Origin of the sequence: Roseibium sp. (genome assembly GCF_025698965.1) — a bacterium.
Lineage (GTDB): Bacteria > Pseudomonadota > Alphaproteobacteria > Rhizobiales > Stappiaceae > Roseibium.
Genome location: NZ_JAILWL010000041.1, coordinates 1 through 21,531 on the forward strand (window position 1 = coordinate 1; position 21,531 = coordinate 21,531).

At 52.4% G+C, this 21,531-nt stretch carries 22 protein-coding genes; 13 read left to right on the forward strand and 9 right to left on the reverse strand.

The genetic code is table 11. The annotated features are described in order from the left end of the window. On the reverse strand, positions 1-592 hold a 592-nt coding region (locus K5905_RS05310), incomplete at its 3' end, for an AEC family transporter (RefSeq protein ID WP_297581033.1). 225 nt (positions 593-817) lie between these two features. Between K5905_RS05310 and K5905_RS05315 the strand changes: the two genes are divergently transcribed. From K5905_RS05315 to hspQ, 3 genes are all read left to right on the forward strand, one after another. Beyond that, positions 818-1,780 (forward strand): lauroyl acyltransferase, encoded by a 963-nt coding sequence (locus tag K5905_RS05315; protein ID WP_297581035.1) that lies wholly within the window; start codon positions 818-820, stop codon positions 1,778-1,780. An 83-nt stretch (positions 1,781-1,863) separates the two neighbouring features. Then, positions 1,864-2,904, forward strand: coding sequence for a CoA ester lyase (locus tag K5905_RS05320; RefSeq protein ID WP_297581038.1), 1,041 nt, complete (start codon positions 1,864-1,866; stop codon positions 2,902-2,904). 103 nt (positions 2,905-3,007) lie between these two features. Next, positions 3,008-3,331, forward strand: a complete 324-nt coding sequence (hspQ, locus tag K5905_RS05325; protein WP_297581042.1) for a heat shock protein HspQ — start codon at positions 3,008-3,010, stop codon at positions 3,329-3,331. Positions 3,332-3,423: 92 nt separating this feature from the next. On the opposite strand, the gene K5905_RS05330 is transcribed toward hspQ, so the two are convergent. Then, the gene (locus K5905_RS05330; RefSeq protein ID WP_297581045.1) at positions 3,424-4,035 is read right to left on the reverse strand and encodes an invasion associated locus B family protein; all 612 of its coding nucleotides are present in this window, start codon (positions 4,033-4,035) and stop codon (positions 3,424-3,426) included. A 414-nt stretch (positions 4,036-4,449) separates the two neighbouring features. Between K5905_RS05330 and K5905_RS05335 the strand changes: the two genes are divergently transcribed. From K5905_RS05335 to K5905_RS05350, 4 genes are all read left to right on the forward strand, one after another. Next, positions 4,450-6,174: an extracellular solute-binding protein gene (locus tag K5905_RS05335; protein ID WP_297581078.1), complete on the forward strand. Its 1,725-nt coding sequence runs from the start codon at positions 4,450-4,452 to the stop codon at positions 6,172-6,174. A 24-nt stretch (positions 6,175-6,198) separates the two neighbouring features. Next, a complete protein-coding gene (locus K5905_RS05340) occupies positions 6,199-7,830 on the forward strand; it encodes a class I adenylate-forming enzyme family protein (protein ID WP_297581047.1) in 1,632 nt (543 codons plus the stop codon). A 25-nt stretch (positions 7,831-7,855) separates the two neighbouring features. Continuing rightward, on the forward strand, positions 7,856-9,037 hold the full coding sequence (locus K5905_RS05345) for a hypothetical protein (protein WP_297581049.1): 1,182 nt from the start codon (positions 7,856-7,858) through the stop codon (positions 9,035-9,037). Between the two features lie 96 nt (positions 9,038-9,133). After that, a complete protein-coding gene (locus tag K5905_RS05350; RefSeq protein ID WP_297581051.1) occupies positions 9,134-9,808 on the forward strand; it encodes a DsbA family oxidoreductase in 675 nt (224 codons plus the stop codon). Positions 9,809-9,892: 84 nt separating this feature from the next. On the opposite strand, the gene eno is transcribed toward K5905_RS05350, so the two are convergent. Continuing rightward, the gene (eno, locus tag K5905_RS05355) at positions 9,893-11,167 is read right to left on the reverse strand and encodes a phosphopyruvate hydratase (protein ID WP_297581053.1); all 1,275 of its coding nucleotides are present in this window, start codon (positions 11,165-11,167) and stop codon (positions 9,893-9,895) included. Between the two features lie 139 nt (positions 11,168-11,306). Then, complete coding sequence (gene kdsA, locus K5905_RS05360; protein WP_297581055.1) at positions 11,307-12,152, reverse strand: 3-deoxy-8-phosphooctulonate synthase; 846 nt, start codon at positions 12,150-12,152, stop codon at positions 11,307-11,309. Between the two features lie 396 nt (positions 12,153-12,548). Between kdsA and galU the strand changes: the two genes are divergently transcribed. The 3 genes from galU (at position 12,549) to K5905_RS05375 (ending at position 14,998) form a co-directional block, all read left to right on the forward strand. Next, the gene (gene galU, locus K5905_RS05365; RefSeq protein ID WP_297581057.1) at positions 12,549-13,442 is read left to right on the forward strand and encodes a UTP--glucose-1-phosphate uridylyltransferase GalU; all 894 of its coding nucleotides are present in this window, start codon (positions 12,549-12,551) and stop codon (positions 13,440-13,442) included. A 215-nt stretch (positions 13,443-13,657) separates the two neighbouring features. Then, positions 13,658-14,449 (forward strand): methyltransferase domain-containing protein, encoded by a 792-nt coding sequence (locus tag K5905_RS05370; protein WP_297581058.1) that lies wholly within the window; start codon positions 13,658-13,660, stop codon positions 14,447-14,449. Positions 14,450-14,563: 114 nt separating this feature from the next. Then, positions 14,564-14,998 carry a DUF4864 domain-containing protein gene (locus K5905_RS05375; RefSeq protein WP_297581060.1) on the forward strand — a complete coding sequence of 145 codons (435 nt, stop codon included), beginning with the start codon at positions 14,564-14,566 and terminating at the stop codon, positions 14,996-14,998. Between the two features lie 32 nt (positions 14,999-15,030). Here the strand turns inward: K5905_RS05375 and tgt are convergent, their stop codons facing one another. The 5 genes from tgt to coaD all read right to left on the reverse strand — a co-directional run bounded on the left by tgt (position 15,031) and on the right by coaD (position 19,076). Continuing rightward, the gene (gene tgt / locus K5905_RS05380) at positions 15,031-16,182 is read right to left on the reverse strand and encodes a tRNA guanosine(34) transglycosylase Tgt (protein ID WP_297581062.1); all 1,152 of its coding nucleotides are present in this window, start codon (positions 16,180-16,182) and stop codon (positions 15,031-15,033) included. A gap of 2 nt (positions 16,183-16,184) precedes the next feature. Beyond that, complete coding sequence (queA, locus tag K5905_RS05385; protein WP_297581064.1) at positions 16,185-17,264, reverse strand: tRNA preQ1(34) S-adenosylmethionine ribosyltransferase-isomerase QueA; 1,080 nt, start codon at positions 17,262-17,264, stop codon at positions 16,185-16,187. Between the two features lie 209 nt (positions 17,265-17,473). Then, positions 17,474-17,947 (reverse strand): peptidylprolyl isomerase, encoded by a 474-nt coding sequence (locus K5905_RS05390; RefSeq protein ID WP_297581066.1) that lies wholly within the window; start codon positions 17,945-17,947, stop codon positions 17,474-17,476. A 43-nt stretch (positions 17,948-17,990) separates the two neighbouring features. Then, positions 17,991-18,530: a peptidylprolyl isomerase gene (locus K5905_RS05395; RefSeq protein ID WP_297581068.1), complete on the reverse strand. Its 540-nt coding sequence runs from the start codon at positions 18,528-18,530 to the stop codon at positions 17,991-17,993. Between the two features lie 39 nt (positions 18,531-18,569). Beyond that, positions 18,570-19,076, reverse strand: coding sequence for a pantetheine-phosphate adenylyltransferase (gene coaD, locus K5905_RS05400; protein WP_297581070.1), 507 nt, complete (start codon positions 19,074-19,076; stop codon positions 18,570-18,572). 166 nt (positions 19,077-19,242) lie between these two features. Between coaD and K5905_RS05405 the strand changes: the two genes are divergently transcribed. The 3 genes from K5905_RS05405 to K5905_RS05415 form a co-directional block, all read left to right on the forward strand. Beyond that, positions 19,243-19,659, forward strand: coding sequence for a phosphopantetheine adenylyltransferase (locus K5905_RS05405; protein WP_297581072.1), 417 nt, complete (start codon positions 19,243-19,245; stop codon positions 19,657-19,659). 200 nt (positions 19,660-19,859) lie between these two features. Beyond that, positions 19,860-21,131, forward strand: a complete 1,272-nt coding sequence (locus K5905_RS05410; RefSeq protein WP_297581074.1) for a cyclopropane-fatty-acyl-phospholipid synthase family protein — start codon at positions 19,860-19,862, stop codon at positions 21,129-21,131. 152 nt (positions 21,132-21,283) lie between these two features. Further along, positions 21,284-21,531: hypothetical protein (locus K5905_RS05415; protein WP_297581076.1), on the forward strand; the 248-nt coding region annotated here is incomplete at its 3' end.

Genomic DNA, 21,531 nt, shown 5'->3' on the forward strand with positions numbered 1-21,531 from the left:
GCAGCAGGGTTTCTATCGCCTGCGGCGGCCTGAATTCCACAGCGGCCGCCAAAACGCCTGCAATCGTCGCCAGGATGAAAGGATGGGTGAAAATTCGGAACCCAATCTGTTTCAGCGTTCCTAGTACCGTCTCGTTTTCACTGCCCGCCACAGCCATCAGAAGTGGTGCGAGAATGAACATGAGCATGTTGTCGAACGTGAGAATGAGTGCCGTTGGTACGGTTGCCTGTTCTCCCAACACGGCCAGGGTCAGCCCGGGACCCATATAGCCAACGTTTGAATAGGCACCTGCAATTCCAAGAATTGTAGATTCGCCGATGCTGCCTCTCGTTGCGACCACGCCAATACAAAAGGATATCGCGAAAACGATATAGGTGGTGAAGGTGGTCGCAGAGACAAAAGTTATGTTTGCAAGCTGCTCAAACGGAGTTTCCGATAAAAGCCGGAAAAACAGAGCTGGCAACGCCAGGTACACCACGAAAAAATTCATCCAGCTCAGACCGGCCTCGGGCAGGTTTCGGACTTTGCCAGCACCGAAACCGAGGAGTATGAGACCGAAAAAAGGAAGGGCCAGAGAAATGACGTCCTGCATTCGACTTCCAGAATAATTTGTGACAAACGGTATGAACGGTTCAGGATGCTGGTGGCGCTTGCAACTTTCGCCACGCTTGGATAATGACGCGTGACCTGAAAGTCAGCACGGTGACAGCATTCCAATCAGGTCTGAGACCGCATCGCAAGTGCCCTTTGGCCCTGAGGTGACTGGTGAATCCCTTTCCAAACGGAAAGAGTTGGAAAACGAGAGCGCTCGCAACACATGTCGCGAAAACTAAGACAGCGTAAGCATCCAAAACTGACGGCATTTCAGAACCGTATTGAGGGTATAGCCCTTTACGTTGCCATCTGGCTCTTCAGGCTTATTCCAGTCGATATCGCGTCCGCTTTGATGGGAATGTTCTGGCGTTTGCTGGCTCCGTTCAATGCCAGGCACAAGCGTGCTTTGCACCATTTGGAAAACGCCTTTCCCCAGATGAGTGAACGAGAACGGGAAAACATAGTTCGTGGCATGTGGGACAATCTCGGCCGTGTTGCTGCCGAGACGTTTCATATCGACCGGTTACTCAAGCAGAACAACCGGTTTGAAGCTGACGCTGACGAAATCGCGACGGCGGTTCTGAACGGTGAAAGGCCGTGCCTGTTCGTCTCCTTCCACAGTGCCAATTGGGAACTGTGCGTACAGCCTGCAGTTCAAAAAGGGCTGGTTATCACCGGCGTGTACCAGGCACTCCGAAATCCAAAAGCTGATGAGGCTCTAAGATCCTTGCGACAGGATCTTTATAAGGGTGGGCTGTTATCCAAAGGCCATCAGACAGCTCGAAAAATTCTCAGCACCTTAAAAACCGGCGGTGTCGTTGCCATGATGGGTGACCTCAGGGAGACCCGGGGTATTCAGGTGCCGTTTTTTGGCCAGATGGCTTATGCCAATTCGGTACCTGCTTCGCTCGCCCGCGCATGTAACGTACCGATTGTACTGGGTCGAGTTGTTCGGAAAAACGGTGTTCACTTCCGAATTGAAGCGCAAGCTATCTGCGTTCCGGTCACCCAGGATCGCCAGGCGGACATCAAAGCGGCGACCGCGCAAATGCACACAGTATTTGAAGGCTGGATCCGTGAACATCCTGAACAATGGATGTGGATACACAAAAAGTGGGCCCCTCCTGGAAAGAATGCCGCCGAGAAACAAGCACGGAAGGCCGCGGTCAAAACCGGCAGTCTCTGACGTCTCTTCACCTTTCGGGGGATGGTTGCAGCGCAACATAGGCGCTATAGCTATCTAAATGACAGGTGGAGGATAACTGTTTCATGAAAACCCCAAGCACGTATTACAGCCCGCTCGCAATTGGAGCGCCAGCGCCCTATCGGGACCGCCCCGTTTCACTGGAGCGCATGATACATTTCGTCCCGCCGCATATTGAGAAAATGCGTGCGAAGGTTCCTGACCTGATCCGCAAAGTCGATGTTGTGCTTGGAAACCTGGAAGACGCAATTCCGGCAGACGCAAAAACGGATGCCAGGGCCGGTTTCATTCAAATGGCGAAGGAAAATGACTTCGGGTCCACCGGGTTATGGACGCGTGTGAATTGTCTGAACAGTCCGTGGTTTCTCGACGATTTGCTGGAAATCGTTCCGGCAGTTGGCGACAAGCTTGATGTAATCATGCTTCCCAAAGTCGAGGGCGCCTGGGATATTCACTATCTGGATCAGCTTCTTGCACAGTTGGAGGCCAGAGCGGGTCTCACCAGACCCATCATGATACACGCGATCCTGGAAACGGCTGAAGGCGTTAAAAACGTCGAACAGATCGCTGCTGCAAGTCCACGCATGCACGGAATGAGCCTGGGGCCTGCGGACCTTGCCGCCTCCCGAGGCATGAAGACCACACGTGTGGGAGGTGGTCATCCCGACTATGCAGTCCTTTCCGACGCCGGTATCTCGTCTGAGAGAACAGCATTTCAGCAGGACCTGTGGCACTATACTATCGGGAAAATGGTCGATGCCTGCCTGTCATACGGAATCAAACCTTTTTATGGTCCCTTCGGCGATTTCTCCGACCCTCTGGCGTGTGAAAGCCAATTCAGAAACGCCTTTCTGATGGGCTGCCTCGGTGCCTGGTCTCTCCATCCGACCCAGATTGACATTGCCAAAAAAGTCTATTCCCCCGATCCTGGAGAAGTTGCGTTTGCCAAAAAGATCCTCGATGCGATGCCCGACGGCACCGGTGCGGTCATGATTGATGGCAAGATGCAAGACGACGCCACGTGGAAGCAGGCCAAAGTGATTTTTGACCTGGCGAAACTCGTCGCCACGAAAGACTCAGAGCTGGCTGAGGTTTACGGTCTTTAGAGAATCGCAAGGCTCGCCGCTTAATGTTGTAATATTACAGTGCTTGCAAGCAGGCTTCTTACACGGTATCCCGGCATTGCATGCAGTAGGCGGACGAGTAACCATGCGAACAGCAAAATTTAAAATAGGTCAGGTCGTCCGGCACCGGATTTACCCCTTCCGGGGCGTAATCTTCGATGTCGATCCGACATTCAGCAACACGGAAGAATGGTGGAACGCCATTCCCGAGGATGTGCGTCCTCTTCGCGATCAACCTTTCTATCACCTCCTCGCGGAAAACGAGGAGACTGAATATGTTGCTTATGTCAGCGAGCAAAACCTGGAACCGGATTTAACCGGTGAACCGGTCAGGCATCCGCAGGTCGACGAAATATTTGAAGAACAAAACGACGGATCCTACGTGCCTCGCAGCGTCGAAATGCACTAAGGAGCGTTTCAGGAAATTGTTTTCTTAAACGGCAAACAAAAGGCCGGCGCGTAAGCACCGGCCTTTTTTACGCTTTATTGGAAAGATCGCGCTTACTGGCTTTCTTTCTGCGCATCAATCAGCTTCTGGCGTGCTTCGTCAGCGCGTTTTTGCAACTCACTTTGCAGCTCTTCCTGACGCTTTTGCAGATCAGCCAGGTTCATCGGTTCACCGTCATAGACTGAAGTGAAACCGATCAGGGTCATCTTGAAGACGATTTCCTTGGCTTGCTGGTTGTAAGGTGCAACGCGCATCTCACCACCCTGCTTCATGGCAGCAATGAACGTGTCATCGATAGCAAGTTCAGCATAACAGGCATTCGGTGCACAGATGCTGTACTTGGCCTGGACCGGTTTGCTGTCGTCGATCTGAATGCGCAATCCTGGCTGGATCAGCACGCCGGTCGGAACTGCAACCAGTAATTTCTTGCGTGCTTCACCTTCGGTTTCCTGAATGGCAATGTTGCTCAGGAACTGACCAGTGTTGGTGCGCAACTCGATCGAAATGAAGCAGATTTCTTTCTGCGTATTCGGATTGGTGTTACATGCCTTCGTCCAAGGACTTTTTTCTTCCTGGGCGATTGCGGGAGCACCTGCAAAAGAAGACATGGTCACGAATGCAGCGGCCGCGCATCCGAATAATCCTCTTTTCAAAACACTCTTCATCGAAACGTCCTCAATCGTGCGTGTGCGAAACTTTCGCGTTGTTCTGGGACATTCCGGAGACAACCGCAAGGCCCGTTAGAACAATCAAACCGTGAAATGCATGGTAAGGCACTTAATTTGGGCGATAGGGTGGCCGATTTGCAACGCAAGCCATTCTGGAGAATCAATTCTGTATAACTTGGTCTTTATGGCTTGTACTTTGACGCGTCACCATTAACCATGTCGAAGACTGGGCGGTTAGAATCAACTGAAGCTCAGGGGGATACCATGCGTTTTTTGACATCACTCGAAGTTTTGGTTTGCAAGAAAACTGTCGGGCGCGTTGCTCTGGCCCTCACGTTATTGTGGGCCGGAAGCGGAACGGCGCCGGCTGTTGCCGACGACGAGGATGTTCCGTGGACCCATGGTATTTCGATGCATGGGTCGCCTGCACTCGGACCAGATCAGCCGTTTCCGTACGCCAATCCGGACGCTCCGAAAGGCGGCACGATCACGCTCGGAGTTCAAGGAACCTTCGACAGTCTGAACTCTTTCATCGTCCAGGGCGGCTGGACGTCAGCACGCGGCATGCGCGAACGTCAGTTCGGAAACAATATTCTAGAAAGCCTTCTGGTTCGCTCCTATGCCGAGCCATTTTCGCTTTATGGTCTCATTGCGCAACAGGTGCGGATGCCTGACAGCCGAGAATGGATTGAATTCGAACTCAATCCGGACGCCAAATTCTCTGACGGCAGTCCGGTAACCGTCGACGACATCATTTTTTCTCTTGAAATTATTCGGGACAAGGGTCGTCCGCCCTATCGCAATTGGTACGGTGCCATCAAGGAAAAGCAGAAAACCGGCCCTAACCGATTGAAGCTAGTTTTTGAAAACGGCGATAACCGGGAATTACCGCTTCTGATTTCGCTCGCCCCGATTTTCTCCAAAGCAAATACCGACGCGGAGAACTTCGACAAGTCTTCGCTTAATCCGCCTGTCGGCTCCGGACCCTATACGTTCAAGACGATTCAACCCGGTCGTCTGGTTGTCTACGAAAAGAACCCGGATTACTGGGCCAAGGACCTGCCGGTGAAGGCGGGTTTCGACAATTTCGAAGAAATCCGTATCGAATACTTCAGAGATGAAACGACTCTGCAGGAGTCCTTCAAGAAGGGCCTTGTCGAAGCATTGCAATCCCGGGACCCTGCGCGCTGGTCAACTGGTTTCGACTTTCCAGCCGCCAAAGCGGGTGATGTTGTAAAACTGGAGATCCCGCGCGGTGTACCGGCGAATATGCAAGGCATTGCTTTCAATACGCGGCGTGAACAACTCTCTGACCGTAAGGTTCGAAAGGCCCTGCGGATGTTGTTCGACTTCGAATGGGTGAACCGCAACCTTTACTACGGTCTTTATACCCGCACAGCCGGGTACTGGGACAACTCTGATCTTTCCTCGATCGGTCGTCCGGCGAGCGAACGGGAAAAAGAACTTCTCGCCCCCTTCCCTGACGCTGTTGACCCGGAAGTCATGGAGGGTACCTGGCGCCCCGCAGACGCAGACGGTTCGGGCCGTGATCGTAAGGTACTGCGTGCCGCTCTGGAGGAATTTGCCAAAGCCGGTTACAGCCTTAAGGATCGGAAACTGATCAACGAGGCGACGGGAAGTCAGCTTTCCTTTGAGATTCTTGCGAAGAACGAAGACGAAGAAAAACTCGCACTAGCTTATATCCGGACGCTGGAACTGCTCGGGATCAATGCGACGGTACGCAGTGTCGACCCCTCACAATTTGAAGACCGCAGAACGAAGCGAGACTTCGATATGGTGTTCAATACTTGGTATGCGTCTTTGTCCCCCGGTGCTGAACAATATGGACGGTGGTCGTCTGAGGCCGCAGATACAGAAGGTTCATTCAATTTCGTTGGTGCGAAGGAAGCCGCGATTGATGCCTTGATCGGCGAAATCGTCGGAGCGCGCAGCCGTGAAGATTTTGTTGATGCCGTCAGGGCATTTGATCGTGTCCTGATTTCAGGAGCATATGCCGTTCCGCTGTATCATGTTTCGGACGATTGGGTCGCGCACTGGAACAAGATTGTGCCACCGCAGCATCATTCCCTCTATGGACACGAGTTTGACACCTGGTGGTCAGCAGAAGCTCAATAAACGGACCAATGGACTACGGAAGACATGAAAGCCACGCTTGAGAGCCTGACTAAGGAGTATCATGAAAGCGGAGTTTGGTCCGATGTCCCGCTTGATGAACTGTTCCGCCGCACTGCCACTGAACACCCTGACCGGCCCGCGCTGGTTGATGCGCCTGATCGTGCCGCGTGGACAGGAGGAACACCGAGACGGCTTACATATGGGGAAGCGGACCGGGAAATCGATCGCCTCGCCGCCTTCTTCGCAACTGTGGGTCTCTCAGCCGATCATGTCATTGGCGTTCAGGCGCCGAACACTGTCGATGCAGTCATCGCTGTTCTAGGGGCTCTGCGTGCCAACCTGATTATTTCGCCATTGCCACTGCATTGGCGGCAGAAAAATGTTCTGGAAGCCCTGAATTCGATCGGCGCCAAGGGTTTTATCGCAGCAGACCGGGTTGAAACCAGAGATGTAGGCACTGCCGCTCGCGATGTTGCCGCGGATCTTTTTTCCCTCCGTTTTGTGTTCGGATTGGGGAAAGACATTCCCGACGGATTGATCGAACTCGCGCCCATGCTTGCAGAAATGGGTGAAGACCTGCAATTCACACCGACTGAGCGGCCGGATCCTGCTGATCATACCGCCACGATTTGCTGGAGCCGGAGCGGTGAAGAAAACGTACCGGTGACGCGGTGTCACAATCACTGGATTTCCGCCGCGCAAATGGTGGTACGCGAAGGTCAAATCAAAGATGCGAGTTCCATCGTCGTCCCCTATTCACTCAGCGGATTGAGCGGATTGGGTGCCGGGCTTGTTCCCTGTCTGCTGACCGGTAGCACGCTGCATCTCCACCATCCGACGTCGCTTGCAAATCTTGCCACCCATGCCAACGAAGTGAACGCAGATGTCGTCATGACACCTGGTCCACTGGCGCAAACACTTGACCGCAAGCTTGAGAGTTCTGACACCACAATCCTGGCTGCCTGGAATATTTCAGCTCCGCATCCAACCACCTTTGTTGCGCGGCGTCGGCTGGTGGATGTGCATGTTGCAGATGAGTTTGCGTTGCTGGCGAAGGCTCGAGGCCCGTCTGCAAAGATGAAGGCGATGCCCCTGGGAAAGCATAATGGGCCAAACGGGTGTGAAAGCGAGCCAGCCCTTCTGGAAATTGCGGTTGCCGATGAGGTGGAAACCAAAACGCCTACCCTCCTGGTCAAAGGTCCGATTGTTCCCGATATCGGCTGGCGCACCATAAATGGAGATCAACGCCGGGTTCGCTGGGAAGGTACCGGATACCTGAATACGAACATCAAAGTCGAATTGACGGAAGAAGGTATATCAGGGTTCGGGGTTCCGGGGCTTTACGCCCTTGGAACCGGCAATCTTGAAACGATCGACGTTATCTACGCCAGTTTTCCCGGAATTTCTGAAGCCGCGGCCTTCGTTGTGGAGGATTCGACCCTGGGTGCCAGAATGTATGCTGCGTTGGTGCCGCAGGCCGGAAATGTGCCGGATGCAAGTGCATTCTTCGCATATCTTGATGCCGAAGGAGTGGATCTTGCAAAAATCCCTCATCGAGTCCTGATCTTGCAGTCGCTGCCTCGAAATCCCGACGGAACGATTTGCCGGGAACGTCTGACTTTGCGGACACAGCGACTTCCAGCAGCCGTTGCTTAAGTCATGACCCAAATGGAAACAGGGCATGGACGTTGAAACTTCACTCTCCTGGCGCGGGCCATATTGGTATGCGGGACGGCGTCCGAAACGCAGCACTAGTGTCGATGCGCCGGAAGACCTGGATATCTCGCTTATCAATATGCATCAGCGCGGCAGTGTTTTGCCGACCGCCTTACCGGCAGCAATTGTCGTTGACGTAACCGCTATTCAAGGCGGTGATCAAACCGATTTTTTCGACTGGCTCGTTCCGCAGGTCCAGAACCTGGCATGCGAAGTCCCCTTTTATGTTCTGACCGGAAGTGAAGATGAGGTCCCCTCCGGACTGCCTGCAACGGCTATTATCGACCGAGTTGTTCCGGACGACGTATTGCTGATGCTGATCTGCATTCATCAACGGTCTCTTTTGAGATCAGAAGAGGCCCAGCTCCGGAGGCGCATTTTCGGTCGTATTCCCGGTTTCGGGTCAGCACCACATCATTCAGGCAGCAGCAGCCTGATGGTGGTCGGATTGAGCGGTCGTTTCCTGGAGTGGCAGGACGCGAGCGATCAAAAGGCAGAAGTCGTTGGAGCTTTTGACGGTAACATGGCCGTGGAATTCATGTCGCAGCGGGCATTCGACGCTGTGGTTGTGGACGCTCCGATCGAAGATGCGGTCGATTACATGCAGCAGATCCGGCGTGACGCCCGATTTGCAGGTCTTCCTGTTTTGGCTGTTTGCGAACATGAAGAAGATTCGCTTTTGTTGTTTCGCAACGGTGCATCAGATGTTTTGGTGGGGGATAATCGCAAGGAAACGTTGGCGCAACGTTTGATTGCCGCCATACGTTTCGGCAAAAGACGCAGGTTGTCGGACCGAATTTTGGCGGAAAGCCATGTGTGGCTCCGTCAACAGGACGGCAAGGGTGGTCTCGACGTCGAATTTTATACCAACTACCTGGAAACCTGCAGCGACGCTCTTGCCGCAAAGGGATTGGATTTGTGGGAAATGCGCTTGCAACCGGAAAACTTCGGTTTGGAAGTTTCTACTCCGGAAGATCTCAACGAAGTTTACACCACACTTCTTTCCATTGCTGAAGCAACCAGCCGCGATGAGGATCTGGTTTGTCTGGTTCAGGGGCTTGGACCTGTTGCTGTCTTGAAAAACGAAGCCGGTACGACGCGTTTGCAGAAGCGTATCCACTCAATTTTGGCGCACACTCAACTGTGAGGCGGTAAAGCCCTAATTGTGCCCTGAAATTGAGATTGGAATACTGTAAGAACGTAATGAGTTAGACCGAAATTATTAGCGAACAACGGATTCTCGATGAGCGAAGCCTCCCCAATTACCGTCGATGTCGTGTCGGATGTGATGTGTCCTTGGTGTTTTATCGGCAAAAGACGGTTGGAAGCCGCTCTAAAAACTGTCCCGCAATTGAATGTACTGGTGCGATGGCACCCATTTCAACTTGACGCAACGCTGCCGCTGTCAGGCAAGGACAGGCAGCAATATCTGAGCGACAAATTCGGCGGACTAGAGCGAGCCAATGAATTCTATAGCCAGATCAAGGCGGCCGGTCTGGAAGAGAATATCGACTTTGCGTTTGATGCTATCAGGTTGTCTCCAAACACACTTGACTGTCACCGTCTGATCCTGTGGTCTCGCGCGGATGATTTACAGGATGAAGTCGTTGAACGGTTGTTTCGCGCCTATTTCCTTGATGGTGAAGATCTGACGAAATCCGAAACTCTGGTTCGAATTTCCGATGAGGCGGGCATGCAATCTGACCTGGTTGAACAACTGCTGGAGACGGAAACGGACCTGGATAAAGTTCAAGCACAAATAGCGAAGGCCCAGGAGAGTGGAATTTCCGGAGTACCTTGTTTCATAATTGACGGCAGGTTTGTCCTGGCGGGAGCGGAAAAAGCGGAAACGATCTCTGCTGCGTTGCTGCATGCCGACGAAACCCGAAGCGACCCGGAATTTGGCCTGACGAACTGAGCTGTGTTTTGAAAAAAAAGCCCCGCACTCATGCGGGGCTTTTCTTATTTACCCGTTTTCGGGAGACTAACCTGTTCGAAGGTTTCAGCCTTTCAGAATTGAGCGGCCTGCATAATAGGCCTGAGGACCGAGTTCTTCCTCGATGCGGATCAGCTGATTGTATTTGGAAAGCCGGTCTGAGCGGGCCAGCGAGCCGGTTTTGATCTGACCACAATTGGTTGCGACCGCAAGATCGGCGATAGTGGAATCTTCCGTTTCACCCGACCGGTGAGACATGACTGCAGTGTAAGCGGCTTTGTGAGCCGTTTCTACTGCATCAAGAGTTTCAGACAAAGTACCGATCTGGTTGACCTTGATCAGGATCGAGTTTGCAACTCCCAGATCGATACCTTTGCGCAGACGATCGGAATTGGTGACGAAAAGATCATCGCCAACCAGCTGGCACTTGTTACCGATCAGATCGGTGGTGGCTTTCCAACCGTCCCAGTCGTCTTCTGCAAGACCGTCTTCAATCGAGATAATCGGGTAGCGCGAAACAAGATCACCCAGGTATTTGGCCATTTCCTCCGGAGCCAGGGACTTACCTTCGCCTTCGAGTTCGTATTTGCCGTTTTTGAAGAACTCGGTGGACGCTGCATCGAGTGCCAGGAAGACATCGTCGCCAGGCTTGTATCCAGCGGTTTCAATTGCCTTCATGACGAAACCGATTGCCGCGTCGGTTGATTCCAAGTTTGGCGCAAAACCACCTTCGTCACCAACGTTGGTGTTATGGCCAGCCGCATTCAACGCCTTTTTCAGAGTATGGAATATTTCCGAACCCATGCGTACGGCGTCGCTGAGCGAGTCGGCGCCAACCGGCATGATCATGAATTCCTGAAAGTCGATCGGATTGTCAGCATGTGCGCCGCCATTGATGATGTTCATCATCGGAACAGGCAGTGTGCGCGCGGACGTGCCGCCAACGTATCTGTAAAGCGGAAGACCTGACGCCTGAGACGCTGCGCGGGCCACGGCAAGTGAAACGCCAAGGATCGCGTTTGCGCCGAGGCGCTCCTTGTTGCTTGTTCCGTCAAGGTCAATCATGGCCTGATCGATCTGAAGCTGATCTTCAGCATCGAGACCGCCAACTGTCTCAAAAATTTCGCCGTTTACGGCATCAACAGCCTTTTGGACGCCTTTGCCCATGTACCGGTCGCCGCCATCACGCAATTCAACAGCTTCATGCGCTCCGGTAGACGCACCGGAAGGCACCGCAGCACGACCGAAAGAGCCGTCCTCCAGGAACACGTCGACTTCAACAGTCGGGTTACCTCGGCTGTCAAAGATCTGACGGCCGATAACATCGATAATCGCGGTCATGGAAAGAACTCCCCTGTCACATGGACCAAACTGTACATACACCGGTTACTACCGGCACCTTCTAGAGCCGTTTGATCGGCTTGATTGCGGGAGCGTTTGCTCCGCATAAGAAAGCCGCACGAAGGGTGCGGCTTCAAAACTATTTAGTGGTTGACGGCTGTTTCACGACTTCGTCGAGAGCCTTTAGTTGGCGTAACAGTGCCTCAAGTTCGTTCATCGGAACCATGTTCGGTCCGTCGGAAGGAGCACTGTCGGGATCCGGATGCGTTTCGATGAAGAGCCCGGCAACACCAACCGCGACGGCTGCTCGCGCCAGAACCGGAACCATTGTCCGATCTCCACCTGTTGAAGCTCCCTGCCCGCCGGGTTGTTGAACGGAATGGGTGGCGTCGAAAACAACCGGGGCACCGGTTTGTGCCATTATCGGCAGTGCGCGCATGTCGCTTACCAATGTGTTGTAGCCAAAACTTGCACCACGCTCCGTCAGAAGCACGTTGGAGTTTCCCGAACCCGTAACTTTGCCGAGCACGTTTTTCATGTCCCAAGGTGCCAGGAACTGTCCTTTTTTGATGTTGACGACCTTGCCCGTTTTGGCGGCGGCAACAAGAAGGTCGGTTTGGCGGCACAAGAACGCCGGAATCTGCAGGACATCTACAATCTCACCAACTGCCGCGCATTGATCTGCGGCATGAACATCGGTGACAACCGGCATTCCGAAGGTCTCTTTGATCTCCGCAAATATCGGCAAGGCCTCGGCAAGGCCAACACCGCGCCCACCCGACAAGGATGTTCTGTTTGCCTTGTCGAAGGAAGATTTATAAACCGTGCCAATACCCAGCTTATCCGTTATCTCCTTGATCGCTGCAGCGCATTCAAGAGCGTGCGCACGGCTTTCAAGGGCACAGGGACCAGCCATCAGGCTGAAGGCCGCATTGTTGCTGAAAGTCACATTTCCAACGGATACTTCGCGGTTTGCCTGTGTCATTACTCACCATTGTCCGATTGTAAAATCGAGCCATAGACACTGCAAAATGCCTGCACTCTTAGCTCAACAGAAATTCGCGTGTTCCATAGCGTTCTTTTGATCTCGCCGCAACACCAGCTGTCACGATAGGCATTTTCTATTAAATCGATTTAGGGGAAATCTGCCTTGATTTGGTCTCATATAGACTCATAGTAACAGAACCGATATTTATTGCGTCGCACAACTGAAAAATGGGGGTCACTTTGACTTTTCAATTCGTTCTATTTTCGAAGCAAATTCGAATAGTTGATAAACTGATGAGTGTTGATAATTAATCGTAACTTTTGAGTGCTATTTCTCTGACTGACGGCAAATGGTACAAACGTTTGCCAATAACCAATATTGGATGTTTCCAAAATGAATAAGCCGATACGTAAAGCCGTGTTGCCTGTCGCCGGACTGGGCACCCGTTTTCTGCCTGCCACCAAGGCAGTGCCGAAAGAAATGCTGACGATCGTCGACCGGCCAATCATTCAATACGTTGTCGATGAAGCAAGGGCCGCCGGCATTGAGCACATCGTCTTCGTAACCGGACGAAACAAACACGTTATCGAAGATCACTTCGATATGGCGTATGAGCTCGAAGATACACTTAAGGCCCGAAACAAAACCGCTGCCTTAGAACTTCTTGAAAAGCACCGTCCTCAACCCGGTTCCACCAGTTTCACCCGCCAGCAAGCCCCCCTTGGCCTGGGTCATGCTATCTGGTGTGCGCGGGATATCATTGGCGACGAACCGTTTGCGATTCTGCTGCCGGATGTGATCATCAAATCCCAGACCAGTTGTCTGAAACAAATGGTTGATCTTTACGCGCAAACAGGTGGAAACATCATCGCCGTTGAAGAAGTTCCGGAAGACCAGACCCATCAGTACGGAATTGTTGAACTGTCCGAGGCAATCAATGCAAATGCCAGCCGGATTTCCAACATGGTGGAAAAGCCGGCTCCGGGTACAGCTCCATCAAACCTAATGATAACTGGGCGCTACATAATTCAACCCGAAATCTTCGAGCTTCTGTCTAACCAGGGACAAGGCGCCGGCGGTGAAATTCAGCTTACCGACAGCATGCTTTCTCTCATGAAGCACCAGCCATTCTCCTCGATTAAATTCGAAGGGCGGAGTTATGATTGTGGCAGCAAGTACGGCTTTCTGAGTGCTAATATTGCGTTTGGGATGGATGATCCTAAACTTGCTCAGGAACTTGTTCCGTTCATGCAGGACGTTATCCAGAAACCGATAGCTGCGGAATAAAGCCGTTAAACGATCAAGCCTTGCATTTGCAGGGTTGCAATAGTCGGGCCGGACGTGGTGAACGTCCGGTCTTTTTTGTTGTAATTAAATAGCAAATCCAACCCTAAAAGGCACATAAGGATTGCGGACCCTCACTCCTGGTTGCAGTATTGCCTGGCTCAAACCATGTATTGACACCTGATTTCTCGGGGCTCTCAGGCATATGTAGGCAAAAAATGCGATATGTTATTGAAAATTATGACGAAACAGAGCGGCTGCGCCTTACAGCTCTCGCCGACTTGCTGGATCCCTACACGTTTTACATTCTTGAGCAGATTGACATTCAACCTGACTGGAAATGTCTCGAAATCGGAGCTGGACTTGGAACGGTGTCCTGTTGGATTGCCGATCGTTTAAAAGCTACGGGCAACATGCTTTGCACCGATCTGCAAACGAAGTTCATTGACGAGATTGAGCACCCGCATTTACGAACGGAAAAGTTGGACATTACACTTTCTCCAACTTACAGCGAGTGCTTTGATCTCGCAGTTGTCAGAACTGTGCACCAACATTTGGCGGATCACCATTCTGCTGCGCGCAACCTGTCGAAAATGGTGCGTCCCGGCGGATATCTGCTTTACATCGAGCCAGACATTCATCCCGCATTCAGCGATGAGCATCCAGTGTGGAAACGCGTTTGGCAGGCGATTTTTCAATGGGGAGAAAGCCGAGATATCGACTATTTCACAGGACGAAAAGTACCAGGTCAATTATCGGATATCGGCTTGGATGTGATCTCTGCGCGTGGTGAGACAGCTCTATTCAATGGCGCCAAAGACGGCAATTCTGTGCGTACCGTCTATCGAATGACTCTTGATATTGTGATGCCGGACCTGGTCAGGCTCGGTTACCTTTCCAAGGCAGACAGCGAGGAGGTTTACTCGCTACTTGACAATCCCGACGTCTGGTTGATGAGCTTCTGCTTCTTCGCCACTCTCGCCCGAAAACCAATATGCAACGACGATTGAAACGTCCGGGGACCGGCTTACTCTGACGCTCGATAAGAGTTAAAAACTCTCAAAACGATCTGACATTGCCTGCAATGCGTATCATGATTGAGACCGAAGGAGGAGGTATCGATCATGGCGACGGTTCGTTTCTACATTGCTATTCTCGGAGTTGCTTTGGCGGGCATGCTAATGACAGCCTCCGCTCATGCCGAAGACAGTCTGGACAGTGCGGCCTTTCAAACGATCATCAAAAAGCAGATGACAGCGTTTGCTTCAGATAATGCCAAGAAGGCCTTTTCTTTTGCGACAAGTTCGCTGCAACAGCGTTTCAAGACACCGGAATTTTTCATGCAGATGGTGCGCCAGGGGTATCAACCTGTTTATCGGCCGCAAGGTGTGACGTTTGGTGCGTCCAAAATGACCGAATTCGGACCAACACAGGAGGTGTTTGTCACTGGCCCGAAAGGCGAAAACTGGCTGGCGTTATATAGTTTTGAGCAACAGGAGGACGGCACCTGGCGGATCTCCGGATGCTATCTGACAAAATTTGACGGGTTCTCCGCCTGACCTATTCGGAACAGATAGAAAATTTCCGACAATTAGAGGGCCGCTATGTCGCCACGTGCCCAATCTTCCTTGGTCTGGGCATAGAAGTCTTCGAACCGGCCTTCTTCAATGGCATCGCGGATACCCTGCATGAGGAACTGGTAATAGGAAATATTGTTCCAGGTAAGCAGCATTCCCGCCAGTCCCTCGCCTGCCCGCACCAGGTGGTGCAGGTAGGCACGGCTATAGGTATTTGCCGCCTGACAGTCACTTCCCTCATCCAGTGGTCGTGGATCTTCCTGGTGCCGGGCATTCTTAAGGTTCACCTTACCGAAGCGTGTATAGGCAAGACCATGGCGGCCGGCACGGGTCGGCATCACACAGTCGAATTGATCGATGCCGCGCTTGACGCTCTCAAGCAGATCATCCGGCGTGCCAACGCCCATAAGATATCGTGGTTTGTCCACCGGCATTGCAGGTGTCGTAACGTCGAGCATCTGCAGCATCACTTCCTGCGGTTCCCCGACAGCAAGTCCGCCCACCGAATAACCTTCAAACGGCATTTTACCCAGTTCTTCAGCTGACCTGATGCGCAAGTCCGGCTGGTCGCCGCCCTGTACGATGCCGTAGAGCCCCTGCCCCTTTGCAGGACCACCCATTAAATCAAATTGCGTTCTGGATCTTTCCGCCCACCTGAGTGAAAGCTCCATTGCTCTTTGAACTTCTTCCCTGGGGCTTGGAAGCTTGATGCATTCATCGAGCTGCATCTGGATATCGGAGCCGAGCAAACCTTGTATCTCAACCGATCGTTCGGGGGTGAGATGATATTTCTGCCCGTCGATGTGGCTTTGAAACCGGACGCCTTCTTCATCCAACTTGCGCAGTTGGGCAAGGGACATGACCTGAAAGCCTCCGCTGTCCGTCAAGATCGTATGCGGCCAGTTCATGAACTTGTGCAGACCACCTAGTTTTTCGACACGCTCAGCGGTCGGGCGAAGCATCAAGTGATAGGTATTGCCCAAAACAACATCGGCGCCGGTTTGCCTCACCTGTTCAGGATACATGGCCTTGACGGTGGCTTGGGTGCCGACCGGCATGAACGCCGGTGTCCGGACGACGCCGTGAGGCGTTGTGATCTCTCCTCGCCGCGCCATACCGTCTGTGGCGATCAGTTTGAAACCGAAATTCTCAGAATTCTCAGACATGACTATCCTTGGAGCGCATCTTTTTGAGGAAACAGCAAAGATGCGTCTCCATAGCTGTAAAAGCGGTATTTATTGTCGATGGCATGATCGTATGCGGCCCGCATTGTCTCCAGCCCTGAAAATGCCGAAACGAGCATGAACAACGTCGAGCGCGGTAAATGGAAATTCGTCATCAGAACGTCGATAGCCTTGAACCGATATCCTGGTGTTATGAAGATTGAGGTTTCGCCGGAAAAGTGTGCAATTTCTCCGCTTTTCTGCGCGGCGCTTTCCAAAATTCGCAATGAAGTCGTACCGACGCTGACAACCTTGTTGCCGCGTGCCCTGACAGCCAAAAGAGCTTCCGCTGTTTCCCTGGAAACTTCACCCCGTTCGGCGTGCATCTTATGGTCGTCTGTGTCATCGGACTTTACGGGTAAGAAAGTACCCGCCCCGACATGCAAAGTTACGCGATGGCTTTCGATACCTCTGTTTTTCAAGGCCTGGAGCAATTCCGGAGTGAAATGCAAACCGGCAGTCGGCGCTGCAACAGCGCCGTCTTTTTCCGCAAATATTGTTTGGTAGTCGCTTCTGTCCTGCTCATCCTCACCCCGCTTTTGTGCGATATACGGGGGCAAGGGAATGTGCCCGACGGCGGCGATTGCAGTGTCGAGCTCCGGACCGGACCTATCGAAGACCAGCAAAACTTCGCCGCCTTCGGACTTTTCCGCGACCTTAGCCGTTAACGAAACACTATTGTTGTCAAAGATGACTGTATCGCCGGTCTGCAGTTTTTTAGCTGGTCGGACAAAGGCGCGCCAGCGGTCTGCGCCAGTGCGCAAATGCAGTGTCGCACTGACCCCCGCAGAAACGTCTCCGCGCATTCGCCGGCCTTCCAGTTGAGCTGGAATAACCTTGGTGTCGTTAAACACCAACGCATCACCCGGCTCCAGAAGGTCGGGAAGATTTCTGACGCCCTCATCCTTCAGAAGTGGGGATTGTCCAGGACGCACCAATAGCATCCGCGCTGCATCGCGTGGTCGCGCGGGACGGAGGGCAATCCGTTCGTTTGGGAGGTCGAAGTCAAACTGATCGACGCGCATGGCGTTGCCGTGAAATCCATTTCTTGACGGGGTTTGCAGTCCCGGGTTTTACGTCAGACCTTATTGGGCCTGAAACCGGTGCATTCAGTCAGCGGCTCTTAAAGGCGGAACTTAGTCAGGTCAACTGTAGCGACCGGAATTTGAGCGCGAGACACAAAAACAGCGCGAACCGGAATCCGCGCTGCATTTCATGACACAAGATTGCGGGTTCAAGCCGCGTCCGCTGCCACTTTCAAAGATACGATGTTGTCCGGGTCAACGACAGGCTCACCGCGCTTGATCTTGTCGATGTTATCCATGCCGTCAATCACTTCGCCCCAGACTGTGTACTGGCCATCCAGCCACGGAGCATCGGTGAAGCAGATGAAAAACTGGCTGTCTCCGGAGTTCGGATCCATGGCGCGTGCCATGGAACAGGTTCCGCGAACATGTTTTTCCTTGCTGAATTCTGCCTGAAGCTTTTTCCCCGACCCACCGGTTCCAGTGCCCTGGGGGCAGCCGGTTTGTGCCATAAAGCCGTCGATGACCCGGTGGAAGACGATACCGTCATAAAATCCGTCGCGCACAAGTTCCTTGATCCGGGCAACATGACCCGGTGCCAGGTCCGGCTTCATTTCGATGACAACCGCCCCCTGGCTGGTTTCCATCAGCAATGTGTTCTCGGCGTCTTTGATTTCGGCCATTTTATGCTCCTAAGCGTTTTAATTTATTCCAGAACTGCGCGACTTAGGTCGCGTCAGCAGCGATTTGCATCTTTACGATCTTGTCTGGATTTGCCGGAGGTTCACCGCGGGTGATGTTGTCAATGAACTCCATGCCTTCGACAACTTCGCCGAAAACAGTGTATTGGCCGTTCAGCCAGTCGCCGTCTGCGAACATGATGAAGAACTGAGAATTAGCGCTGTTCGGATTGGCTGCTCGCGCCATGCCAAGAGTTCCCCGCTTGAACGGGGCATCGGTAAATTCCGCGTCCAGGTCCTTTTCTTCAGAACCTCCCATTCCGGTGCCGGTCGGATCGCCCGTTTGCGCCATAAATCCGTCAATCACCCTGTGAAAGACGATACCGTCATAAAAACCTTCGCGGGTCAGCTTCTTGATCCGTTCCACATGATTTGGAGCAAGATCAGGACGAAGCTGTATCACTACGCGCCCATCCTTGAGATCAAGGTAGAGTGTGTTTTCAGCGTCGGCTACCTGAGAAAGGGCCGCCGCCGGTAAGAAAACGAGAGACGCCAAAACGGCGAATGCTGCGAAAAATCTCGACACTGGAAACTCCTAACGTTCAAGTCAAAGAATCTGCTTGAATTATGCGTCTGGTCTTGCCCGGAGGCGTAACGGTTCTGCAACCGGTTCCGGAACAAATGCGGAGATTTCCCCGCCCATTTTCGCGATTTGCCTTACCAAGGTGGCCGTGATGTGACGCACGCTCGGGGATGCCGGCAGGAATATCGTTCTTATCTGAGGTTCCAGCGTTCCATTCATTCCGGCCATCTGCATTTCATAATCAAGATCCGTGCCGTCCCGCAGCCCCCTCACCAGGTAAGCTGCGCCCTGCTCCTTTGCGGTATTGATGACGAGATTTGAAAAGGCAATCACATCGATGCGGGAGGCTTCTTCCGCCGTGAATTCGTCCTTAGCAGAAGCATGTATCAGCTTTACACGCTCCTCAAATGAAAACAGCGGCGATTTACCGGGATGGATACCTATAGCAACCACGACTTTATCAGCCAGGGCAAGCGACTGACGGAGGATGTCCATGTGGCCGTTCGTGACCGGGTCGAAGGACCCGGGATATAGAGCAATTCGAGTCATGGTCCTTTCCATACTCCGCATGCCGCCGGGCCACAAGTGAAACGGCTGATTTGAAAGATGTTTGCGATCAACTGACATTTTGTGACGATGATCACATAAGTCTTCCCTACAATACGCCAAGGTGTCTTCATCGAAAAAGCAATTGGCGTGAGCAGGAGCCAGGACGATGAGGAGCTACGAAACTTTAGACCGGACCGCAAATCACAAAGCGGCACAACCCTTTGCCATCCAGGCCAAGGCGACCGACCCGGCGGCGCATCTGAAAATGGGTGCGATCTTTGTACTGGCGCTGTTGACCATGATTGCGGCCGGCGTGATGACCATGCACTCGAGCAAGGCTTCGCAAGCAGAAGACCTGACTAGCCTTGCTACTCAGGGGCTGACGACAACGAAGGCCGACCGGGCTGCAAGCGTTCCGACGACTGATACCTGCAAATCGCAAGCCTGGGGTGCATGGAGCGAAGAATGCGCCGCTGCACTGACCGGAGCAAACAAGGTTCGTAAAGTTTCCTTCGTGACTGTCCAGCAGTCCACTCCGACTGCTAACGAGACTATTCTTGCCCGTTATCCAACAGGCAACTGACTCAATTTTCCTAAATTTTGTTCGGCAAACGGCGGCTCTGGTACCAACCTGGCCGCCGTTGTCGTTTTTGTAACTGATTGAATAGACTTCAGAAAAACTTAACGTGGTGTGTAACATCACGTTGCAACTTGAATTTTTTGACATCACGTGATGGAATTCATAGTCAGGTGAACCATGTAGAAACTACTTAGGTAGTCCATATGTATCGTCTCTTTGATTCTGCGGTTTCGTCGATCGTTAAGAGGGGCAATATCAGCGTCACCGATCCGGTAGGCGTTGTCCATCAATACGGAGATGGGACTGGAAGCCCTGTTGGGATCAAGGTCAATTCGAAAGCAGCCGTCAAATTGGTTGCGGACCCTGATCTTTATTTTGGCGAGTGCTACGTGAGTGGCGACCTCGAAATAACCGAGGGGACCATATATGATGTTCTTGCCGTTTTCATGAACAACACACGCGTGAGCAACGCGACATTCACGGCTGCGGTCATGCACAATGTCCGCCTCGCTCTCAGGCGCTTCGATCAATACAATCCGATAGGCCGTTCAAAAGAGAACGTCGCGCACCACTATGACCTTTCCGGTAAACTCTATGACTTGTTTCTGGATCCAGACAGGCAATATTCCTGTGCCTATTTTGAGAGTGATAAAGCCTCGTTAGAGGAAGCTCAACTCGCAAAAAAACGGCACATTTCGGCGAAACTCGACGTAGAACCTGGAATGCGGGTGCTCGATATCGGTTCAGGTTGGGGTGGATTGGCAATCTATCTTGCAGAAGTCTGTGGAGCCGTTGTGGAGGGAGTTACACTTTCTGAAGAACAATACACTCTTTCGCGCAAACGCATTGAAGAGCGCGGCTTGAGTGATCGCGTAACAATTCACCTGAAAGACTACCGGACACTTGAGGGTAAATTCGACCGAGTCGTCTCGGTCGGCATGTTTGAGCATGTCGGCGTTGACCACTACGGGGAATTTTTCGAAACGGTCAGCAGCCTATTGTCCGATAGCGGCGTCGCCCTTCTCCATTCAATAAATCGATCCGACGGGCCGGGAGCAACCAATGCCTGGATCAAAAAATATATCTTCCCGGGAGGGTATATTCCGGCCTTGTCAGAGGTATTACCGGACTTGGAGCGGTGGGGACTTTATGTCACCGACGTTGAAATCCTCAGGCTCCACTATGCCGAAACACTTCGAATTTGGGCCCATCGTTTCGCTGCCAACCGAGATGAGGCCAGAGCCTTGTACGACGAGCGGTTTTGCCGAATGTGGGAATACTATCTGGCGGCATCGGAATGTGCTTTCAGGTTCGGTGGCATGAACAATTTCCAGATCCAGTTCGTGAAAGATCAGGAAGTTCTCCCGATGACAAGGACGTATATGGAACGTGAGGAACAACGGCTCCGGTCCATTGAGACGCGTCTTTACTCTGAAGTTCCAGAACGGCCAAAGGAAGTGGATTCCTTCGGCTGATCCTGCAAAACGGCTTGCGTAGTCGGGTTATCATCTGCGGCACTCCAACAGGTGCGCAAATCGTTGGCGCCATTTGTTTTTAGTTCCTGTGGAAACTCAGGTGATCGAAACTCGAAATGGTTGGAGGACTGTCGACACCGTCGGAGCTGATAATGTTCATTTCGATTTTGGCATTCAAAAAACTCTTGATCTATTTCTGGTTTCTCTGGTGGCTGATCGCTTTTTTGACCGATTTCACGGGTGCGATGTATCAACTGGGTTGGATATCCGACAGCTGGATCCCTCATTCAAACTATCCGTACCTCGTGAAGACACTGTCGATTTATGACCCGCCATCTCAGCTTTCTCCTTTTCTTTTTACCGGTATCATCTGCTGGTCCTTTCTATCGACCGTCTATTT